The organism is Pseudomonas sp. BNK-15 (assembly GCF_047456105.1).
In the GTDB taxonomy this organism is placed as follows: Bacteria; Pseudomonadota; Gammaproteobacteria; order Pseudomonadales; family Pseudomonadaceae; genus Aquipseudomonas; species Aquipseudomonas putida_E.
Map to the genome: position 1 here is coordinate 5,066,275 of NZ_CP179898.1, position 16,107 is coordinate 5,082,381.

Genomic DNA, 16,107 nt, shown 5'->3' on the forward strand with positions numbered 1-16,107 from the left:
CGCTGGGGCCCACAGGTAAAGCCCTGCCCGCCAGGCTGGCAGGGCTCCTGTGGGAGCAACTGGCTTGCCAGCGATTGTGCCCGTCAAGTCAGCGCCGTTGCTTGAAGGTCTGCGAAGGCAGCTGCCCAAAACGCTCGCGGTAGGTCTCGGAAAACCGCCCCAGGTGCAGGAAGCCGTAATCCATCGCCAGTTCCGTCACACTGCGCACCGCGCAACTGCCATCACTCAGGCACGCATGCAGCCGCTCCAGTTTGCGTTGGCGTACGTACTGCTTGGGCGTGGTGCCCAGATGGCGATCGAACAACGCATACAATGAACGCACACTCATGCAGGCCTGTTCGGCCAGCGTCTCGGCTGCCAGCTCCAGTTTGAGGTTGCGGTCGATGTAGTCCAGGATCCGCTCCAGGCTGGCCCCCGGCGTAGCCAGGCTTTCCCGGCGGATGTTGGTGCTCATCAGCGTCAACAGCTTGCTGGCGACGATCTGGCTGTAGTGCCCCTGCACCCGCGGCAGCGAATCACTCACCTCGGCCTCATGGCAGACCATGGCCAGCAGGTTGACGAAACCGTCCAGCTCTTCGAGCCGGTAGTGGTTGCGCAAAAACCGTACCCCTCCCTCAGGCCGCTGCCAGCGCTGCTCCTCGCAGATCGAGTCGAGCATGTGCGTCGGCACCTTGAGGATGAACTTCTCGCAGTCCTCGGAATAGGTAAGGTCCACCGGGTCGTCGGGGTTGATCAGCAGCAGCTCGCCCGGCACCAGGTGGTGCTCGCGCTGATGCCCGCGCCACAGGCAATTGCCGTTGAGTAGCACCTGCAAGTGATAGATGGTTTCCAGGGCTGGTGAGGTGACCCGCACGCTGCCACCGTAGCTGATGCGGCACAGGTCGAGTTCGGCGAACTTGCGGTGGCTGAGGCTGGCCTGCGGATGCGTGGTGCGCGACAGCCCGATGCAGTGCTGGCCCACATGACGGTTGACGTAATCGGACACCGCATAAGGGTCGGCGTGATGGAACACGCTACTGCGCTCGCTCAGCAGGCGGCTTTCCATAGGCAAGGCACTCGGTATCGTTATTGTTCTGGGCGCCGCACCCTACTGGCCTGGGGCCTGTGGTTGCGGTCGTTCACGGTCATTCTACCGGGCCGGGGTCGGGTTTCTAAAGGCAGCTGACCGCCGGTGGCTTGGTCCCACACTAAGCAAAAGATGGGGGTTGGGCAATGAGATGTTCGGATTGGCCGGGCGGCTATCGGACAGGCGCGAGCAGCGCTTGGGCGGTTATCGAACGAAACAGCTTGCAACCAACCTGCACGTCCACCCGGTAACTTTTCCCACATCAGAACCTGCGGATCTGTTAAAAAACCGCATGCCCACCTACTTCCTTACGCACCTGCGCCGTCGCTGGCTCACCTGGCTGTGTGCCACCTTCCTGATGGTCGGCCTGCCGGCCGGCTGCGCCGTGCTGCAGCACAAGGAACGCGAACTGGTATTCCGTATCGAGCCTGGCCAGGCCAGCTGGTTCCGCGGCCTGCCCAATGGTGTGCAGGAACTGGACCTGCGCCCGCGCAGCTTCGCCGCCAACCAGAGCCTGCACGCCTGGTGGTGGCCGGCCCGCCGCGCCGATGCGCCGGCCATCCTCTACCTGCACGGCGTACGCTGGAACCTCACCGGCCAGCTGTTTCGCATCGAACAGCTGCATGCCATGGGGTATTCGGTGCTGGCCGTGGATTACCGAGGCTTCGGCCAAAGCCGCGGCGGCCTGCCGTCCGAAGCGACAGTTTACGAAGACGCGCGCATTGCCTGGGAGCGGTTTGCCCAACTGCAACCCGATGCAGGCAAACGCCTGATCTTTGGCCATTCACTGGGCGGCGCAGTGGCGGTGGAGCTGGCTGCCGACCTGGCGCGCCAGGCGCAGAAAGACGGCGGTACAGCCCCGGCGCGGGGGTTGATCCTGGAGTCGACCTTCACCTCACTGGGCGATGTCGCCGCTGCCGTGGCTGATACCACCCTGCCGGTGCGCTGGTTGCTGTCGCAGAAATTCGATTCGCTGGACAAGATCAAGGACGTCGGCCTGCCACTGCTGCTGGTGCACGGGCTCGACGACCGTTTCGTGCCGCCGCGTTTCAGCCAGCAATTGTTCGAAGCGGCGCAGGAGCCCAAAACCTTGTTGCTGGTACCGGGGGCCAGCCACAACAACAGCATGAGCCGCGCCGGCCAGCGCTATCAGCGTGCGATTCGGGCATTGCTGTAACGGGGTTCACTGCACCGGCAGGAAATTCATCAGCAACAGGCTTTGCGCGTAGTTGAGCCCGATCCGCCGGTAGCGCTCATCCAACAGTTGCGCCAGCAGATCCAGCCGCGCCACGATCTTGCCGAACTCCACTGCAAAACTCAGGTTGCTGCCCTCCTGCGAAATCTCGTTGGAAAATAACAGCAATACCCCATTGGCATCCTGGCGCTGGCTGAGCATCCAGGTGGCCTTTTCGATGTTGCGAGCGGCGTTGTTGACGAACAAAGGGTCGATGGTGTCCGTCATGTAGAACTCGGTTCGCCCACCGTGTGCGGTGATCAGCATGCTGCCGATGGCGTAGATGAACGCACCGACCCGGTCACCGCGAAACTCCGGGCTCAGGGCATAACTCAAGGCAACGAGGTCGCGACGGTTGCCAAGCTGCGCCAAGGGTTGACGCTGTTCGATGGCAATGCGGATCTGCCGCTCTGCAGTGGCGGCATCGAGGTAACCGGACATCTTCCACTGGCTGGGGTTGCGCAGGTACAGCTTGTTCATCAGCAGGTACAGGCTCTGCAGGTTGTCGCGCATGGCCAGCGTCGCCATGCGGTCGACACTGGTCTGGAACAGCTCGCTGGGCTTGCCGTTGCCGAACTGGCTGACGATGTCCTGGCCTTGCTGCTGGGTGCAGGCGCCCAGGCAGACCAGTGTGCCTGCCAGCAGCAGGCGCGGGAAGAATACGGGTTTGCTTGCAACCATCGGCACCGGGTCGAAATCGGCGGCCGTGCCGGGGATCGGCGCGGCCTGGCCAAGCATAGAGCCCGCAAACCGGAAAAAGTGCGATGGCGGGGCTACCGCAAGTCAGTGCACCTGCTCGCCGGCTTGCCTAGGTCTGCCAGGCTGGCGCCCATGAAAGCCTTACAAGCAACAATCACATGGCGTGGCGCAGCATCTGCACCACTTGAGCGTGCAGTACCGGATCACCACACGCCACCACACAGCCGCCGTGCTGTGCCGAACTGCCATCCCAAGCGGTGATCACCCCGCCCGCCCCTTCGATGATCGGCATCAGCGCCTGCACGTCATACGGTTGCAGGCTCGCTTCGACGATCACATCGACAAACCCCGAGGCCAGCATGCAGTAGGCGTAGCAATCGCCGCCGTAGCGCATCAGCCGCGCCTTGTCAGCCACGGCCTGGAACGCAGCCTTGCGCTCTGGGGTATCGAACATGTCTGGCGTCGTGCACATCAAGGTTGCCGCCGCCAGGTCTGCACAGGCGCGGGTCTTCAATGGCGTGCCGCTGCGCCACGCACCTTCGGGGGTACCGACGAAACGCTCACCGGTGAAAGGTTGGTTCATCACCCCCAGCACGGGGCGGGTACCATCGTTCAGGGCGATCAGCGTGCCCCACAGTGGCAGGCCGGTGATGAAGGCGCGAGTGCCATCGATGGGGTCGAGCACCCAGGTCAATGGGCTGCTGCCGATTGCCACCCCCTGCTCTTCGCCAAGAATGCCGTGTTCCGGGTAACGCGCCTGGATCAGCGTGCGCATGGCGTCTTCGGCAGCCTTGTCGGCCACGGTCACCGGGTCGTACAGGCGCCCGCCCTTGTCCTCGACGTCCAGGCTGGCACGAAAGTACGGCTGGATCGCGGCTGCAGCGGCATCGGCCAACTGCTCGGCGAAGGCGCGGAATTCGCCGGTCTGTTCAGCACTCAGGGACATGAAACGGGCCTCGTGAAATGATGGGGCTGGCATCATACCCGACAAACCCTTTGGCGGTAGACGCCTGCGTATTCGCGGGCAAGCCCGCTGCCGCCTAGACTGAACAGACCAGATCAACAGGCATGAACCGGGGGGCTGCCCACACGTGGAGGTGTGCGATGAGCCAGTTCAAGCGTTTGTTAGTCATGCTCGGCCCGCAGATGCGTTACACGCCCGCGCTGCAACGCGCGGCGGCGTTGGCTGAATCCAGCGGTGCCCTGCTGGATATCAATGTCTTCGTCGACGATGTCGACACCTTTGGCCTGATGAGCGACGGCCGTGAACGCGAGCGGCTGCTTGCCGACAACCGCCAGTGGCTGGCCGATGCCACCGAGCAATTGCGCGATGACGGCCTGGATGTGTCCACCGAACTGCTGCTCACCCGTGATCCGCTGGGCAGCGTGATCGAGCGCATCGAGCAGTTGGGCTGTGATTTGCTGATCAAGGATGTACAGCACGAACCGGTGCTCAAGCGCCTGTTGGTCACACCGCTGGACTGGCAACTGCTCAAGGACAGCCCGGTGGCCGTGCACCTGGTCAGCGACATTCGCCTGCCGCTGCCCCGGCAAATCGCCGTCGCCGTCGACCTCAACAGCCACGGTGCCGGCGAACACCTGGACGAGCAGGTGATCCACTGCGCCCATGCCTTGGCCCTGCAGTGCAACGCCGAACTGCACCTGTTGCATGTATGCGATGCGGCCAGGACCCATCTCGCCGACTTCGGCGCCGGCACGGTGACCATGCCCGGTTTCGAGGGCAGTGTGCGCACCGCGCAACGGGCAGCGTTCAATCGCCTGGGTGACCATCACCAGGTCCCGCTGGAACGCCGACACTTTCTGGAAGGTGCAGCGATTCGGGCGATCGCCCAGTTCGTCAGCCACGGCCGGGTCGATGTGATCGTGATGGGCAACCACCGGCATGACGCCATGCAGACGTTCCTGGGCGGGACCACGGCGCATGTGCTGGAGCATCCGTTGTGCAATGTGCTGGCGGTCAAAGGGGTGCGTTGAGGCATCAGCTGAGATTTTTGGGCTGTCGGATCGAGCGCCGGCTGCGCGGTGCTTGATCTGACAGCCCAGTCAATCGCACGACCAGCACCAAACTGGTACTCCCGACCCACTTAAAAATAATGCATTTGATAATGATTCGTAGTACTTTCGCGACGTATCAATCCCCTTCCTAGCGCCCTACTTCAGGATCGTACCGTCGATGCGTCGCACGTTCGTTTCGCTTTGTGTACTACATGCTGTCTCCCCGTTGGCTTTCGCCGAGTCCGAATCACTCGGTAACCCCGCCCAGATCGAACTCCAGGCCTTGAACATTAACGGTACCGCCGACAGCGAACGCGCCGATGGACCGGTCGAGGGCTACAAAGCCAGTCGTTCGGCCAGTGCCACGCGCACAGACACCGCGCTGCACGAAATACCGCAGTCGATTAGCGTCGTACCCAAGGATGTACTCGAAGACACCGGCGCCACGCGGCTGCAGGACGGCCTTGACTACGCAGGCGGCGTTGGCCGCGCCAACAACTTTGGCGGCCAGGGCCTGACCACTTTCACGGTGCGCGGTTTCACCACGGGCGAGTTCTACCGCAATGGCTTCCCGATCAACCGTGGCTACCCCAATGCCCCCGATGCCAACAGCGTCGAGCGGCTGGAAGTAATACGCGGCCCAGCCACCAGCCTCTATGGCCGTGGCGACCCGGGCGGGACCTTCAACGTGGTCAGCAAGCAGCCACTGGCCGAACCCAAGGTGACGCTTGGCAGCCAGCTCGACGACCAGGGCATGCACCGGGCAACCCTCGATGCCACCGGTCCGCTCAATGAAGAGGGCTCGCTCGCCTACCGCCTGAACGTGCTGGGTGAAGGTGGCGAAAGCTTCCGCGACGATGTCGAGAGCGAACGCTACGACGTTGCGCCCGTGCTGAGCTGGCAGGTCAATGACGCCACGAAGATCGTCTTCGAGGGCGACTTCATGCGCAACAACCACCCGCTGGACCGGGGCCTTACCCGCCTGCCCGGCCAGCGCGGCACCGCCTCGCGTGACACCAATATCTGGGAAAAAGGCAGCGACAACCTGCTGCACAACGACAACAACATGGCGCAGTTGCGCTTCGAGCACGCGCTCAGCGAAGACTGGACCTTGGGTGGCGGCATGCAGTGGCTGGACGGCTCACTCAAGGGCAACGCCGTGGAAGCCAATGCGTTGCAGGCTGATGGCCAAACCCTTGGGCGCAACTTCAACTACCGCAAGCTCGAATGGACCGACCGTGACTACCAGCTCAACCTGACCGGCCACTTCGACACAGGTGGCTTCGCCCACACCCTGCTTACCGGTATCGAATATGAAGACTATGACTACAGCTCGATCATTCAACGTTCGGCCGCCGGTGCCGGCGCCTATCCGATCGACATCTTCGACCCGGTGCTGGGCCAGCCCCGCCCTGCCCTGACCCGCACGACTACCCACGACAAGGAAAACCTCAAGACCTGGGCCGCCTTCATCCAGGACCAGGTCGCCCTGACCGAGCGCCTGAAGGCACTGGCCGGGGTGCGCTTCGAGCGTTACGAGCATGACTACGACAACAAGCTGAACAATGCTGGTGACTTCAGCAAGGGCGAAAACGGCGTCACCCCTCGTTTCGGCCTGCTGTATGACATCACCGACACGCTTGCCGTGTACGCCAACACCGCGCGCTCGTTCAAACCCAACAGTGGCGCCAGCCTGCAAGGCAGTGGTTTCGACCCTGAGAAAGGCAAGTCGTATGAGTTGGGTGTGAAGTGGGAAGCGCCCGATCGCCAGCTAAGCATCGACGCGGCTGTCTACCACATCGTCAAGGAAAACGTGCTGACCCGCGACCCCAATGACCCTTCTGGTACCTACAGCATCGCCGCCGGCGAGGTGCGCAGCCGCGGGCTGGACATCAACATTGCCGGCAACCTCACCCCTGAGTGGCGTGTGATCGGTGGCTATGCCTATGTCGACGCCGAGGTCACCCAAGACAACACCGTGCCCAGCGGCACGCGCCTGGCGAACATCCCGCGCAACAGCTTCAGCCTGCTGAACACCTACGAGTTTCAGGATGGACTGGCCAAGGGCCTGGGGCTGGGGGTTGGGGTGAAGTACATCGATGACCGTGCCGGGCAGACCGCCGCGACGACCTACACCATGGCGAGCTACAGCGTGGTCGACCTGCACAGCTTCTACAAGGTCAACGAGCATGTACGGCTGAACCTGGACGTGAAGAACGTGTTCAACAAGGGCTATGACGAAGGGGCGTTCAACACTTACGTGTACCCGGGTGCACCGCGCACGGTGCAAGCCGGGGTTGCGTACACCTTCTGAATGGCCGGGGCCGCTGGCGCGGCCCGCCGTTTCAGAACGCCTTGCTGTAGAACAGCGAGTAGGATTCGATGCCGTCGTTCGGCTGTTTGATACCGGCGTTGGAGTAGTGCATGGCACGGATGCCGACTTTCTGCTCGCCCGGCAACTTCAGGCCGAAGCCGATGCGGTCCTCGAAATTGACCGACGAACCCAGGTGTTGATCGCCGACATCGGTCTTGGAAAATGCTGCCAGGCCGATGCCTGCCTCGATGTACGGGGTGTAGGTGAAGCCGCTGAATTCGTAGGTGAACACCGGGCTGAACGACAGCGAGTGAGCACCGCTGGCCTCGCCACCTTCCCAGTAGGTGTAGGCTGCATCCCAATAACCGGTCACGAAGCCGGTGCTGCTTTGCAGCCATTTCTTGTCCCAGTCGAAGGCCAGGCCGATACGGTAAGTCATGTCGCCCTGGCTGGTGGCGCCCACGGCGCCGGACACCTGCGCGGCCTGGGCCAGATTGGCCCCGGCAACAGCCAATGCGGCGGCTGCGAGCATAGTGGCAAGACGGGTTTTCATCGATGACATCTCCTGATGGTCAACACGGGCAAGCGGGGGCTTTTGCCCCTCGATTTTTACGGTGGCCGGTGCATCCAACCGGTCACACGAGGTAATACTTTTCTGATTATTGTCCAATTAATCAGAAAGTTGGAAGTGAATTGCCACCAATGGCTAATGTTCAGTACGGTCTGAGCCAGCGCGCCGCTCCTCAAGCAGCTTAACGAACATGCTCAAGCTGCGCGATACGGTACCGCGGCGCCACACCAGCCAGGTCTTGAGGTAGCGAAAATCCTCCGACATGGGCCAGGCGCTAACCGTGGTGCAGCCGGGCATGTTGTCGAGCATGCTGCGTGGCAACATGGCCAGGCCGGCACCTGCGCTGACGCAGGCGAGCATGCCGTGGTAGGACTCCATTTCATGGATCTTGCCTGGTACCGCCTGGTCCTGGACGAACCAGTTCTCGAAATGATGGCGGTACGAGCAGTTGGCACGGAAGGCGTAGATACTCGCACCGTTGACGTCCTGCGCACGGGTTACCGGGGCATGGTTGAGCGGCGAGATGATCACCATCTCCTCCTCGAATACCGGCATGCCTTCGAGCGTGGGGTGCAACAACGGGCCATCGACGAATGCTGCCACCAGGCGCCCGGACAGCACACCTTCAAGCATGGTCCCCGACGGCCCGGTGGAAAGGTCCAGGTCGACTTTCGGGTAGCGCTGGTTATAGGCGGCCAGCAATGCCGGTATACGCACGGCTGCGGTGCTCTCCAGCGAACCCAGGGCGAAGGTGCCTTGCGGGTCTTCGCCCGCCACCGTCAACCGGGCCTCGTGCACCAGGTCGAGGATGCGCCGGGTGTATTCGAGGAAGTTCCAGCCAGCCGGCGACAGGCGCAGGCGGCTTTTTTCACGGATGAACAACTCGACACCCAGGTCTTCCTCCAGCTGCTTGATGCGCGTGGTCAGGTTAGACGGCACCCGATGGATGTGCTGGGCGGCGGCGCTGATGCTGCCCTGTTCGGCCACTGCCTTGAAGATCTCCAATTGCACCAGATCCACAGTCATTCTCCAAACGTGAATGTTTCGCTCATTATTATTCAGTTTTCATTAAACCCCTAGCCCACTAGTCTGGCCTCACTGATGAACAACAACGAGTGTGCAGCCATGAGCCAGATCAGCAGCCTGACCCACGCCATCTCCATCGACCCGCACAGCGGCGAGCAGATCGGCAGCTACCCTTTCGACACCGACGCCGCACTGGAAGCGGCGCTGCAACGTGCCAAGGCTGGCTATCGCCAGTGGCGCCAGGTGTCGCTGGGTCAGCGCAGCGAGTACCTGCTTGCCCTGGCCGACACCCTTGAGGCCAAGGCCGAAACCTTCGCGCAGATGATCAGCCGCGAAATCGGCAAGCCGATCAGCCAGGCCCGAGGTGAAGTGAACAAGTGCGTCGGCCTGTGCCGCTGGTACGCCGAGCACGGCCCGGCGATGCTTGCGGCTGAGCCGACCCAGGTCGAAAAAGCGCGTATCGAATACCGCCCGCTGGGCCCGATCCTGGCCGTGATGCCGTGGAATTTCCCGATCTGGCAGGTGCTGCGTGGCGCCGTACCGGCGATCCTGGCCGGCAACACCTATGTGCTCAAGCATGCGCCGAACGTCATGGGCAGCGCCTATCTGATGGGCGACCTGTTCAAGGATGCCGGCTTGCCCGAAGGCGTGTTCGAGGTACTCAACGTGACCCCGGACGGCGTCACCCGCGCCATCAACGACCCGCGCATCGCTGCCGTGACGTTGACCGGCAGCGTGCGTGCCGGCATGGCGATCGGCGCCCAGGCCGGTGCCGCGCTGAAGAAATGCGTGCTCGAGCTGGGTGGTTCCGATCCGTTCATCGTGCTGGCCGACGCCGACCTGGATGCTGCGGTGAAAGCCGCCGTGGTTGGCCGCTACCAGAACACCGGGCAGGTCTGCGCCGCGGCCAAGCGCCTGATCGTGGAAGAGAGCATCGTCGAGGCATTCACGCGCAAGTTCGTCGAGGCGACACGCCAGTTGAAGGTCGGCAACCCGCTGGAAGATGACACCTACATCGGCCCGATGGCGCGCTACGACCTGCGCGACGAGCTCGATGGCCAGGTCCAGGCGACCCTCGCCGAGGGCGCCACCTTGCTGTTGGGCGGCAACAAGGTCGAAGGCGTGGGCAACTTCTACGCCCCGACCGTGTTCGCCAACGTCACCCCGGACATGACCGCGTTCAAGCAGGAGCTGTTCGGCCCCGTGGCTGCGATCATCACTGCCCGCGATGCCGAACATGCGGTGGAGCTGGCCAACGACAGCGAATTCGGCCTGGCATCGACCATCTACACCGCAGACTATGCCCTGGCCGAGCGCATGACGGCAGCGCTGGACACCGGTGGGGTGTTCATCAACGGCTATTGCGCTTCTGACCCCCGCGTGGCCTTTGGTGGGGTGAAAAAGAGTGGCTTCGGGCGTGAGCTGTCGCATTTTGGCGTGCGCGAGTTCACCAACGCGCAAACCGTGTGGCTGGATCGCAACTGATTTCGTGAGCCGGGGCTGCTTTGCAGCCCAATCGCCGGCAAGCCGGCTCCCACAGTGACCGTGCTGCCCGTACGGTTTTCAAAGCTGGCAGCAATTGCTGTGGGAGCCGGCTTGCCGGCGATTGGGCCGCGCAGCGGCCCCGGGGCACGCTCAATCGCGGACCTGGTCCTTGACCCAGTCCAGCATCCCCCCCGGCACGATCAGCTCGTGCCGCGCCCGCGAACATGCGGTGTACAGCCCGGCCAGCATCCGTGCCCGCTCGTTGCGGTTGCCGGCCGTTACCGGCGCAACCATCAGCTCCGGCGAGACCATCACCCGGGCGAACTCCATGTTCTTCACATCGCGTACACGGCCAAGGAACAGCTTGGGCGCCTTGTCCCAGCGGTAGCGGCTCTTGGCCTTGGCAAAGTGCTCCGGGGTGTAGCCCTTGCGCAGCATATTGGCCACGGCAACGAACGCCTTGTCGTCCCCCTTGTCTTGCTCAAGCGCCTGCCAGCTTGGGTATCGGAACAGCATCGGGTGACGCGGCCGCGTGCCATAGCGGTACAACTCGATGCAATCCTCGACGAACAGCTCGAAATCCTTGCGCGCGCTTTGCAGCAGCACGAACGGCACACCCTGGTGGGTCAGGCGCTGAAACCAACCGAACAACCCCCACTCGTCATCGACGATCAACGCGGTGGGCTGCTCGGGTACCGTCACAGCATCGAAGAAACTGACCCGCGTGTAATGCTCGGCACTGCCGCTGAAGGCTGCCTGGATGGCCGCCGGGTGGGCCTGGATCAACGGGTTGAGTACGCTGTCCATGGCAGGCCCTGCGCGTAATGAATGGTCGATATAACGCTGGCGGATGAAGCCGCCATGGTGCGGGCTCAAGCCATTGAGGTTCTGCAGCTCATCGCCCAGGGCAATGACAGATTGCGGGCTGCGATCCAGCACGGCGACCATGGGTGCGGACAACTCGTGGGCTTCATCGACGATCACATGGGTATAGCGGCTGTCGATCAGTTCGGCCGTCAGCGACAACAGTTTGACCCGATGGTAATCGCGCACCGGCAACTGGATCTCCCGCGACGATGGGCGGGTCAGCTCCTGCCAGTACAACCTGGCCTTTTCCAGCAGCACTTCCTGATCCAGCGGCGAGGTCCCCGGGCCGGCCCAGGGCAAGTGATGCAGCTGCAACTGGTTGTCGCCGCTGCGGCAGAAGCTGCGCACGGCCTTGATGCACAGGGCGACCACGTCCCGGGCGGCCAATGGGCCGATATCGGGGATGGCCAGCCATTTCACCACCTGCGCCTCTTGCGGGCGCCATGACAACTTGGTTCGGTACGGATCGCGCAGGCGCCAACCGTTGCTGGTGAGGTCGCGGTTGAGAATCTCGTCGGCCAGTTGGCCAAAGGTCATCGCCGTGTACGCCTCAGCATCCTTGACCCGTGCCCGCAGTGCCCTGAGCTGGCCTTCGGTGAGGGCCAGCAGCAAGGTGCGTTGCGGGTCGAGCAGGCGCGCGAACTGGTGGATCAGGAAGGTTTTGCCGGTACCGGCGAACCCCTGCACCGCCACCGACTCGTCCACCCCGGACAAGAACTCGCGCAGCAGGCGGTTCTGCTGGTCGCTGAGCATGAGGTCGCTGGCCAACGACGGCAGGTACACCGGGTGCAATGGCGTGACCCGCTGCCGGTAGCTGTCGGCGAACTGGAAGTTCCACTGGCCTTCGGCGTCCTGAAATTCTTCCGCCGGGTAGTCGACTTCGGGTGATACCAGCGCGACGCCGTTCTCACCCAGCATGCCGAGCCCCATGGCAAACGCCTCGCGGTCGAAATGCTGCGCTACCTGGCCCTGAAAACGGCCAGGCGCCGCCGTTTCGACCTCATTGGCAATACGCACGATTTCAGCGAAGCGGCGTTCCTGTGCGTCAGCCGAAACGCTGGCAGGCTGGCGCGGCAGGTTCTGCACGAACAGCACGGCGGCCGCCTGCAGCACGCTGGCGCCAGGGAAAAAATCGGTGGCTGGGGCTGCGCTGGCGAGGCGCTCGGCCTGATCGCTGGGCAAAGGCAGGTAGAACATCGGGACCTCGGGTGAACACTGCCGGGCACGATAGCAACTTTCCCGCAGGAATGCTGGGTTTAACCGCGAACCGACCGGCCCCGCTTGAGCGTCTCGCTGGGCAGTTCCCGGAACAACTGCCGATAGCTTTCGGAAAAGCGCCCCAAATGCCAGAACGACCAGCGCATGGCCACTTCGGCAACCGTCACCTCGCCACCGCGCAACAGGTCGCGCCGCGCCCCATTGAGCCGGCGAAGCCGCAGCCAATGGGCCGGCGGCATGCCGGTAAACGCCTTGAATGCCTGCTGCAGCTGGCGCAGGGAAACGCCGGCAACGTCTGCCAACTCCAGCAGGTTAAGGGTTTCTTCGGGGCAGTCGGCAGCCCACTCACTGACCCGCTGCATGATCGCCCGCTCCTCTCCCCGCCGCCCCAGCGCTCCGCCCTGCAGCTGCTGGCAGGCGTTATCCAGGATGAACAGGCAGTCTTCCAGCAACTGTTCGGCCAACGCTTGCCCCGCAAGTGGGCAATCGGCTTGCCCCAGTCGCGTCAGGGTAGCGCTGAGCCAGCTGCCGAACAGCGCATTCTGGCCGCTGCCCAGCGGCACCATGAACAAGCCGTCAAGGCGCTGCGGGTCGAGGCCGTGGCTGGCCAGGAAGGCCTGGTCGAACACCACCGCCACCTCCTGGTAGTTCTCCGGTGTGATCCAGATATTGCGGCTCTGTTCGTTGAGCAGGTACAGGCTGTTTTCGCTGCGGTCGAAGCAAAATGCCAACGCGCCGCTGGGGGCACGGAAAAACTGCTCGACCCGCGTGTTCAGGCGCTCTTCGTACACCTGCACGCCATCCAGGCCCAGGCAACGCAACTGGCCGCTGAAGTGGCCGGGCGACATCTGCCGGTACTGCTGCTGCCAACCGGGGGTGGCGCGCACCTGCTCGGTCACATCGGTGGTGTGGAAGGCCTGGACCTGCAAGGCATTGGGCGTTGTCACGCTGCGTCCTAATTGCACTCTTTTGGTGCATTCGTTGCCGAAGAAAGTGGATAGATTGCCCCTGGGGGCTGCGCCCAAGATAGCCCTCAGCACGGCATGTGGGAAGGCTCCTGCACACCAGTGCCACAAAAACCCAACCAAGAGGTCTGTATGAACGCCCCCTTCGATCAGCTTTCCACCTGGCTGAAAGAACACCGGATCACCGAAGTCGAATGCGTGATCAGCGACCTGACCGGCATCGCCCGCGGCAAGATCGCACCGACCGCCAAGTTCCTCCATGAGCGTGGCATGCGCCTGCCCGAGAGCGTGCTGCTGCAGACCGTCACCGGCGACTACGTCGACGATGACATCTACTACAGCCTGCTCGATGCCGCTGACATCGACATGGTCTGCCGCCCCGACCCGACTGCGGTGTATCAGATCCCCTGGGCCATCGAACCGACCGCCATCGTGATCCACGACACCTTCGACAAACAGGGTAACCCCATCGAACTGTCGCCGCGCAACGTGCTGAAGAAGGTGCTCAAACTCTATGCCGACAAGGGCTGGCGGCCGATCGTCGCTCCGGAGATGGAGTTCTACCTGACCAAGCGTTGCGAAGACCCGGACTTGCCACTGCAAGTGCCACTGGGCCGCTCCGGCCGCGCCGAAAGCGGGCGCCAGTCGTTCTCCATCGATGCAGCCAACGAATTCGACCCGTTGTTCGAAGACGTCTATGACTGGTGCGAACTGCAAGGCCTGGACCTCGACACGCTGATCCACGAAGACGGCCCGGCGCAGATGGAGATCAATTTCCGCCATGGCGATGCGCTGGACCTGGCCGACCAGATCACCGTGTTCAAGCGCACGATGCGTGAGGCGGCGCTCAAGCACAACGTGACGGCCACCTTCATGGCCAAGCCGATCACCGATGAACCGGGCAGCGCCATGCACCTGCACCAGAGCGTGGTCGACATCGCCAGCGGCAAGCCGGTGTTCGCCAACGACGATGGCAGCATGAGCGAGTTGTTCCTGCACCATATCGGCGGCCTGCAGAAGTACATCCCCAAGCTGTTGCCGATGTTTGCCCCGAACGTCAACTCCTTCCGCCGCTTCCTGCCGGACACCTCGGCGCCGGTCAACGTCGAATGGGGCGAGGAAAACCGCACCGCCGGCCTGCGCGTGCCCACCTCGAGCCCCGACGCCATGCGCGTGGAAAACCGCCTGCCGGGTGCCGACGCCAACCCCTACCTGGCGATCGCCGCGAGCCTGCTTTGCGGCTACCTGGGCATGGTAGAGAAGGTCGAACCCAGTGCGCCAGTGCAAGGCCGCGCCTATGAGCGGCGCAACCTGCGCCTGCCGATCACCATCGAGGACGCGCTGCAGCACATGGAGGACTGCCAGACCGTACAGCGTTACCTGGGCAAGCAGTTCGTCCAGGGCTACGTGGCGGTCAAACGTGCCGAGCATGAAAACTTCAAGCGTGTGATCAGTTCGTGGGAGCGTGAATTCCTGCTGCTCAGCGTCTGATCTGCGGGGGGCTGCCGTGCAGCCCCTCACACCCCACTCAAAGAACAAGACCAACGAGGTGTCGACATGCGTCATCTGCAAGCCCTGATTCCTGCAGCATTCACCCTGCTGTTCGGTGCAGCCGCCCAGGCTCAGCCCACGGTCAGCGTGTACAACTGGACCGACTACATTGGCGATACCACCCTGGCCGACTTCCAGGCCAGCAGCGGGATCAAGGTGGTCTATGACGTGTTCGACTCCAACGAAACCCTGGAGGGCAAGCTGCTTGCCGGGCGCACCGGCTACGATGTGGTCGTGCCGTCCAACCACTTCCTCGCCCGCCAGGCGCAGGCCGGTGCCTTCCTGCCACTGGACCGCAGCAAGCTTCCGAACTGGAAGCACCTGGACCCGAAACTGCTCAAGCAACTTGAACAGAACGACCCCGGCAACCAGTACGCGGTGCCGTACCTGTGGGGCACCAACGGCATTGGCTACAACGTTGAAAAGGTCAAAGCAGCACTGGGCATCGAGCGTATCGACTCCTGGGCGGTGCTGTTCGAGCCAGAGAACCTGAAGAAACTCAAGCAGTGCGGGGTGGCCTTCATGGACTCGCCCGACGAATTGTTCCCGGCCATGCTCAACTACCTGGGCATGGACCCGCGCAGCGAAAAGCCGGCTGACTACGCCAAGGCCGAAGCGCACTTGCTTGAACTGCGCCCCTATATCACCTACTTCCACTCGTCCAAATACGTTTCGGACCTGGCCAACGGCGACATCTGTATTGCCTTCGGCTACTCCGGCGATGTGTTCCAGGCCGCCAACCGCGCTGTCGAGGCGAAAAACGGCGTGAAGATCGCCTACAGCATCCCCAAGGAAGGCAGCAACCTGTGGTTCGACCTGCTGGCCATTCCCAAGGACGCCAGCAACCCCGAGCAGGCGCTGGCCTTCATCAACTACCTGCTCGAACCACAGGTGATCGCCAAGGTCAGTGCCACCGTCGGCTATGCCAATGCCAACCCCGACGCCAAGGCCTACATGGATGAGTCGCTGGTCAACAACCCCGAGATCTACCCACCCCAGGAGGTGCTGGACAAGCTGTACATTTCCAGCACGCCGAGCCCGAAGATCATGCGGGTCATGACCCGCTCCTGGAGCAAGATCAAGTCCAACCGCTGA

At 62.9% G+C, this 16,107-nt stretch carries 13 protein-coding genes; 6 read left to right on the forward strand and 7 right to left on the reverse strand.

The window, feature by feature from the left end; translation table 11 throughout:
- Positions 1-88 precede the first annotated feature (88 nt).
- On the reverse strand, positions 89-1,045 hold the full coding sequence (locus ACMGF5_RS23300; RefSeq protein WP_119687142.1) for a helix-turn-helix transcriptional regulator: 957 nt from the start codon (positions 1,043-1,045) through the stop codon (positions 89-91).
- 313 nt (positions 1,046-1,358) lie between these two features.
- On the opposite strand from ACMGF5_RS23300, the gene ACMGF5_RS23305 reads away from it, so the two are divergent.
- Positions 1,359-2,243 carry an alpha/beta hydrolase gene (locus tag ACMGF5_RS23305; RefSeq protein WP_174141923.1) on the forward strand — a complete coding sequence of 295 codons (885 nt, stop codon included), beginning with the start codon at positions 1,359-1,361 and terminating at the stop codon, positions 2,241-2,243.
- A gap of 6 nt (positions 2,244-2,249) precedes the next feature.
- On the opposite strand, the gene ACMGF5_RS23310 is transcribed toward ACMGF5_RS23305, so the two are convergent.
- Positions 2,250-2,981, reverse strand: a complete 732-nt coding sequence (locus ACMGF5_RS23310; RefSeq protein WP_115275530.1) for a hypothetical protein — start codon at positions 2,979-2,981, stop codon at positions 2,250-2,252.
- Positions 2,982-3,153: 172 nt separating this feature from the next.
- On the reverse strand, positions 3,154-3,945 hold the full coding sequence (gene hisN / locus ACMGF5_RS23315; RefSeq protein ID WP_115274630.1) for a histidinol-phosphatase: 792 nt from the start codon (positions 3,943-3,945) through the stop codon (positions 3,154-3,156).
- Between the two features lie 158 nt (positions 3,946-4,103).
- Between hisN and ACMGF5_RS23320 the strand changes: the two genes are divergently transcribed.
- Entirely contained in the window at positions 4,104-4,994 is an 891-nt protein-coding gene (locus tag ACMGF5_RS23320; RefSeq protein ID WP_046786012.1) for a universal stress protein, read from the forward strand.
- A gap of 199 nt (positions 4,995-5,193) precedes the next feature.
- The gene (locus ACMGF5_RS23325) at positions 5,194-7,329 is read left to right on the forward strand and encodes a TonB-dependent siderophore receptor (RefSeq protein ID WP_204918128.1); all 2,136 of its coding nucleotides are present in this window, start codon (positions 5,194-5,196) and stop codon (positions 7,327-7,329) included.
- A gap of 31 nt (positions 7,330-7,360) precedes the next feature.
- Here ACMGF5_RS23325 and ACMGF5_RS23330 read toward each other — a convergent pair whose 3' ends face one another.
- Entirely contained in the window at positions 7,361-7,882 is a 522-nt protein-coding gene (locus ACMGF5_RS23330) for an acyloxyacyl hydrolase (RefSeq protein ID WP_046786010.1), read from the reverse strand.
- Between the two features lie 153 nt (positions 7,883-8,035).
- Complete coding sequence (gene ptrR / locus ACMGF5_RS23335; RefSeq protein WP_046786398.1) at positions 8,036-8,920, reverse strand: putrescine utilization regulator PtrR; 885 nt, start codon at positions 8,918-8,920, stop codon at positions 8,036-8,038.
- A 105-nt stretch (positions 8,921-9,025) separates the two neighbouring features.
- Here ptrR and ACMGF5_RS23340 point away from each other — a divergent pair, with 105 nt between their 5' ends.
- Positions 9,026-10,411 carry an aldehyde dehydrogenase family protein gene (locus tag ACMGF5_RS23340; RefSeq protein WP_414156648.1) on the forward strand — a complete coding sequence of 462 codons (1,386 nt, stop codon included), beginning with the start codon at positions 9,026-9,028 and terminating at the stop codon, positions 10,409-10,411.
- A gap of 150 nt (positions 10,412-10,561) precedes the next feature.
- Here the strand turns inward: ACMGF5_RS23340 and ACMGF5_RS23345 are convergent, their stop codons facing one another.
- Together ACMGF5_RS23345 and ACMGF5_RS23350 are read right to left on the reverse strand one after the other, a co-directional pair.
- On the reverse strand, positions 10,562-12,475 hold the full coding sequence (locus ACMGF5_RS23345; RefSeq protein WP_414157290.1) for a hypothetical protein: 1,914 nt from the start codon (positions 12,473-12,475) through the stop codon (positions 10,562-10,564).
- A gap of 59 nt (positions 12,476-12,534) precedes the next feature.
- Positions 12,535-13,443, reverse strand: coding sequence for a helix-turn-helix domain-containing protein (locus ACMGF5_RS23350; protein ID WP_414157291.1), 909 nt, complete (start codon positions 13,441-13,443; stop codon positions 12,535-12,537).
- Positions 13,444-13,593: 150 nt separating this feature from the next.
- Between ACMGF5_RS23350 and ACMGF5_RS23355 the strand changes: the two genes are divergently transcribed.
- Positions 13,594-14,952 carry a glutamine synthetase family protein gene (locus ACMGF5_RS23355; protein ID WP_012314747.1) on the forward strand — a complete coding sequence of 453 codons (1,359 nt, stop codon included), beginning with the start codon at positions 13,594-13,596 and terminating at the stop codon, positions 14,950-14,952.
- Positions 14,953-15,018: 66 nt separating this feature from the next.
- Positions 15,019-16,107, forward strand: a complete 1,089-nt coding sequence (locus ACMGF5_RS23360; protein ID WP_046786006.1) for a polyamine ABC transporter substrate-binding protein — start codon at positions 15,019-15,021, stop codon at positions 16,105-16,107.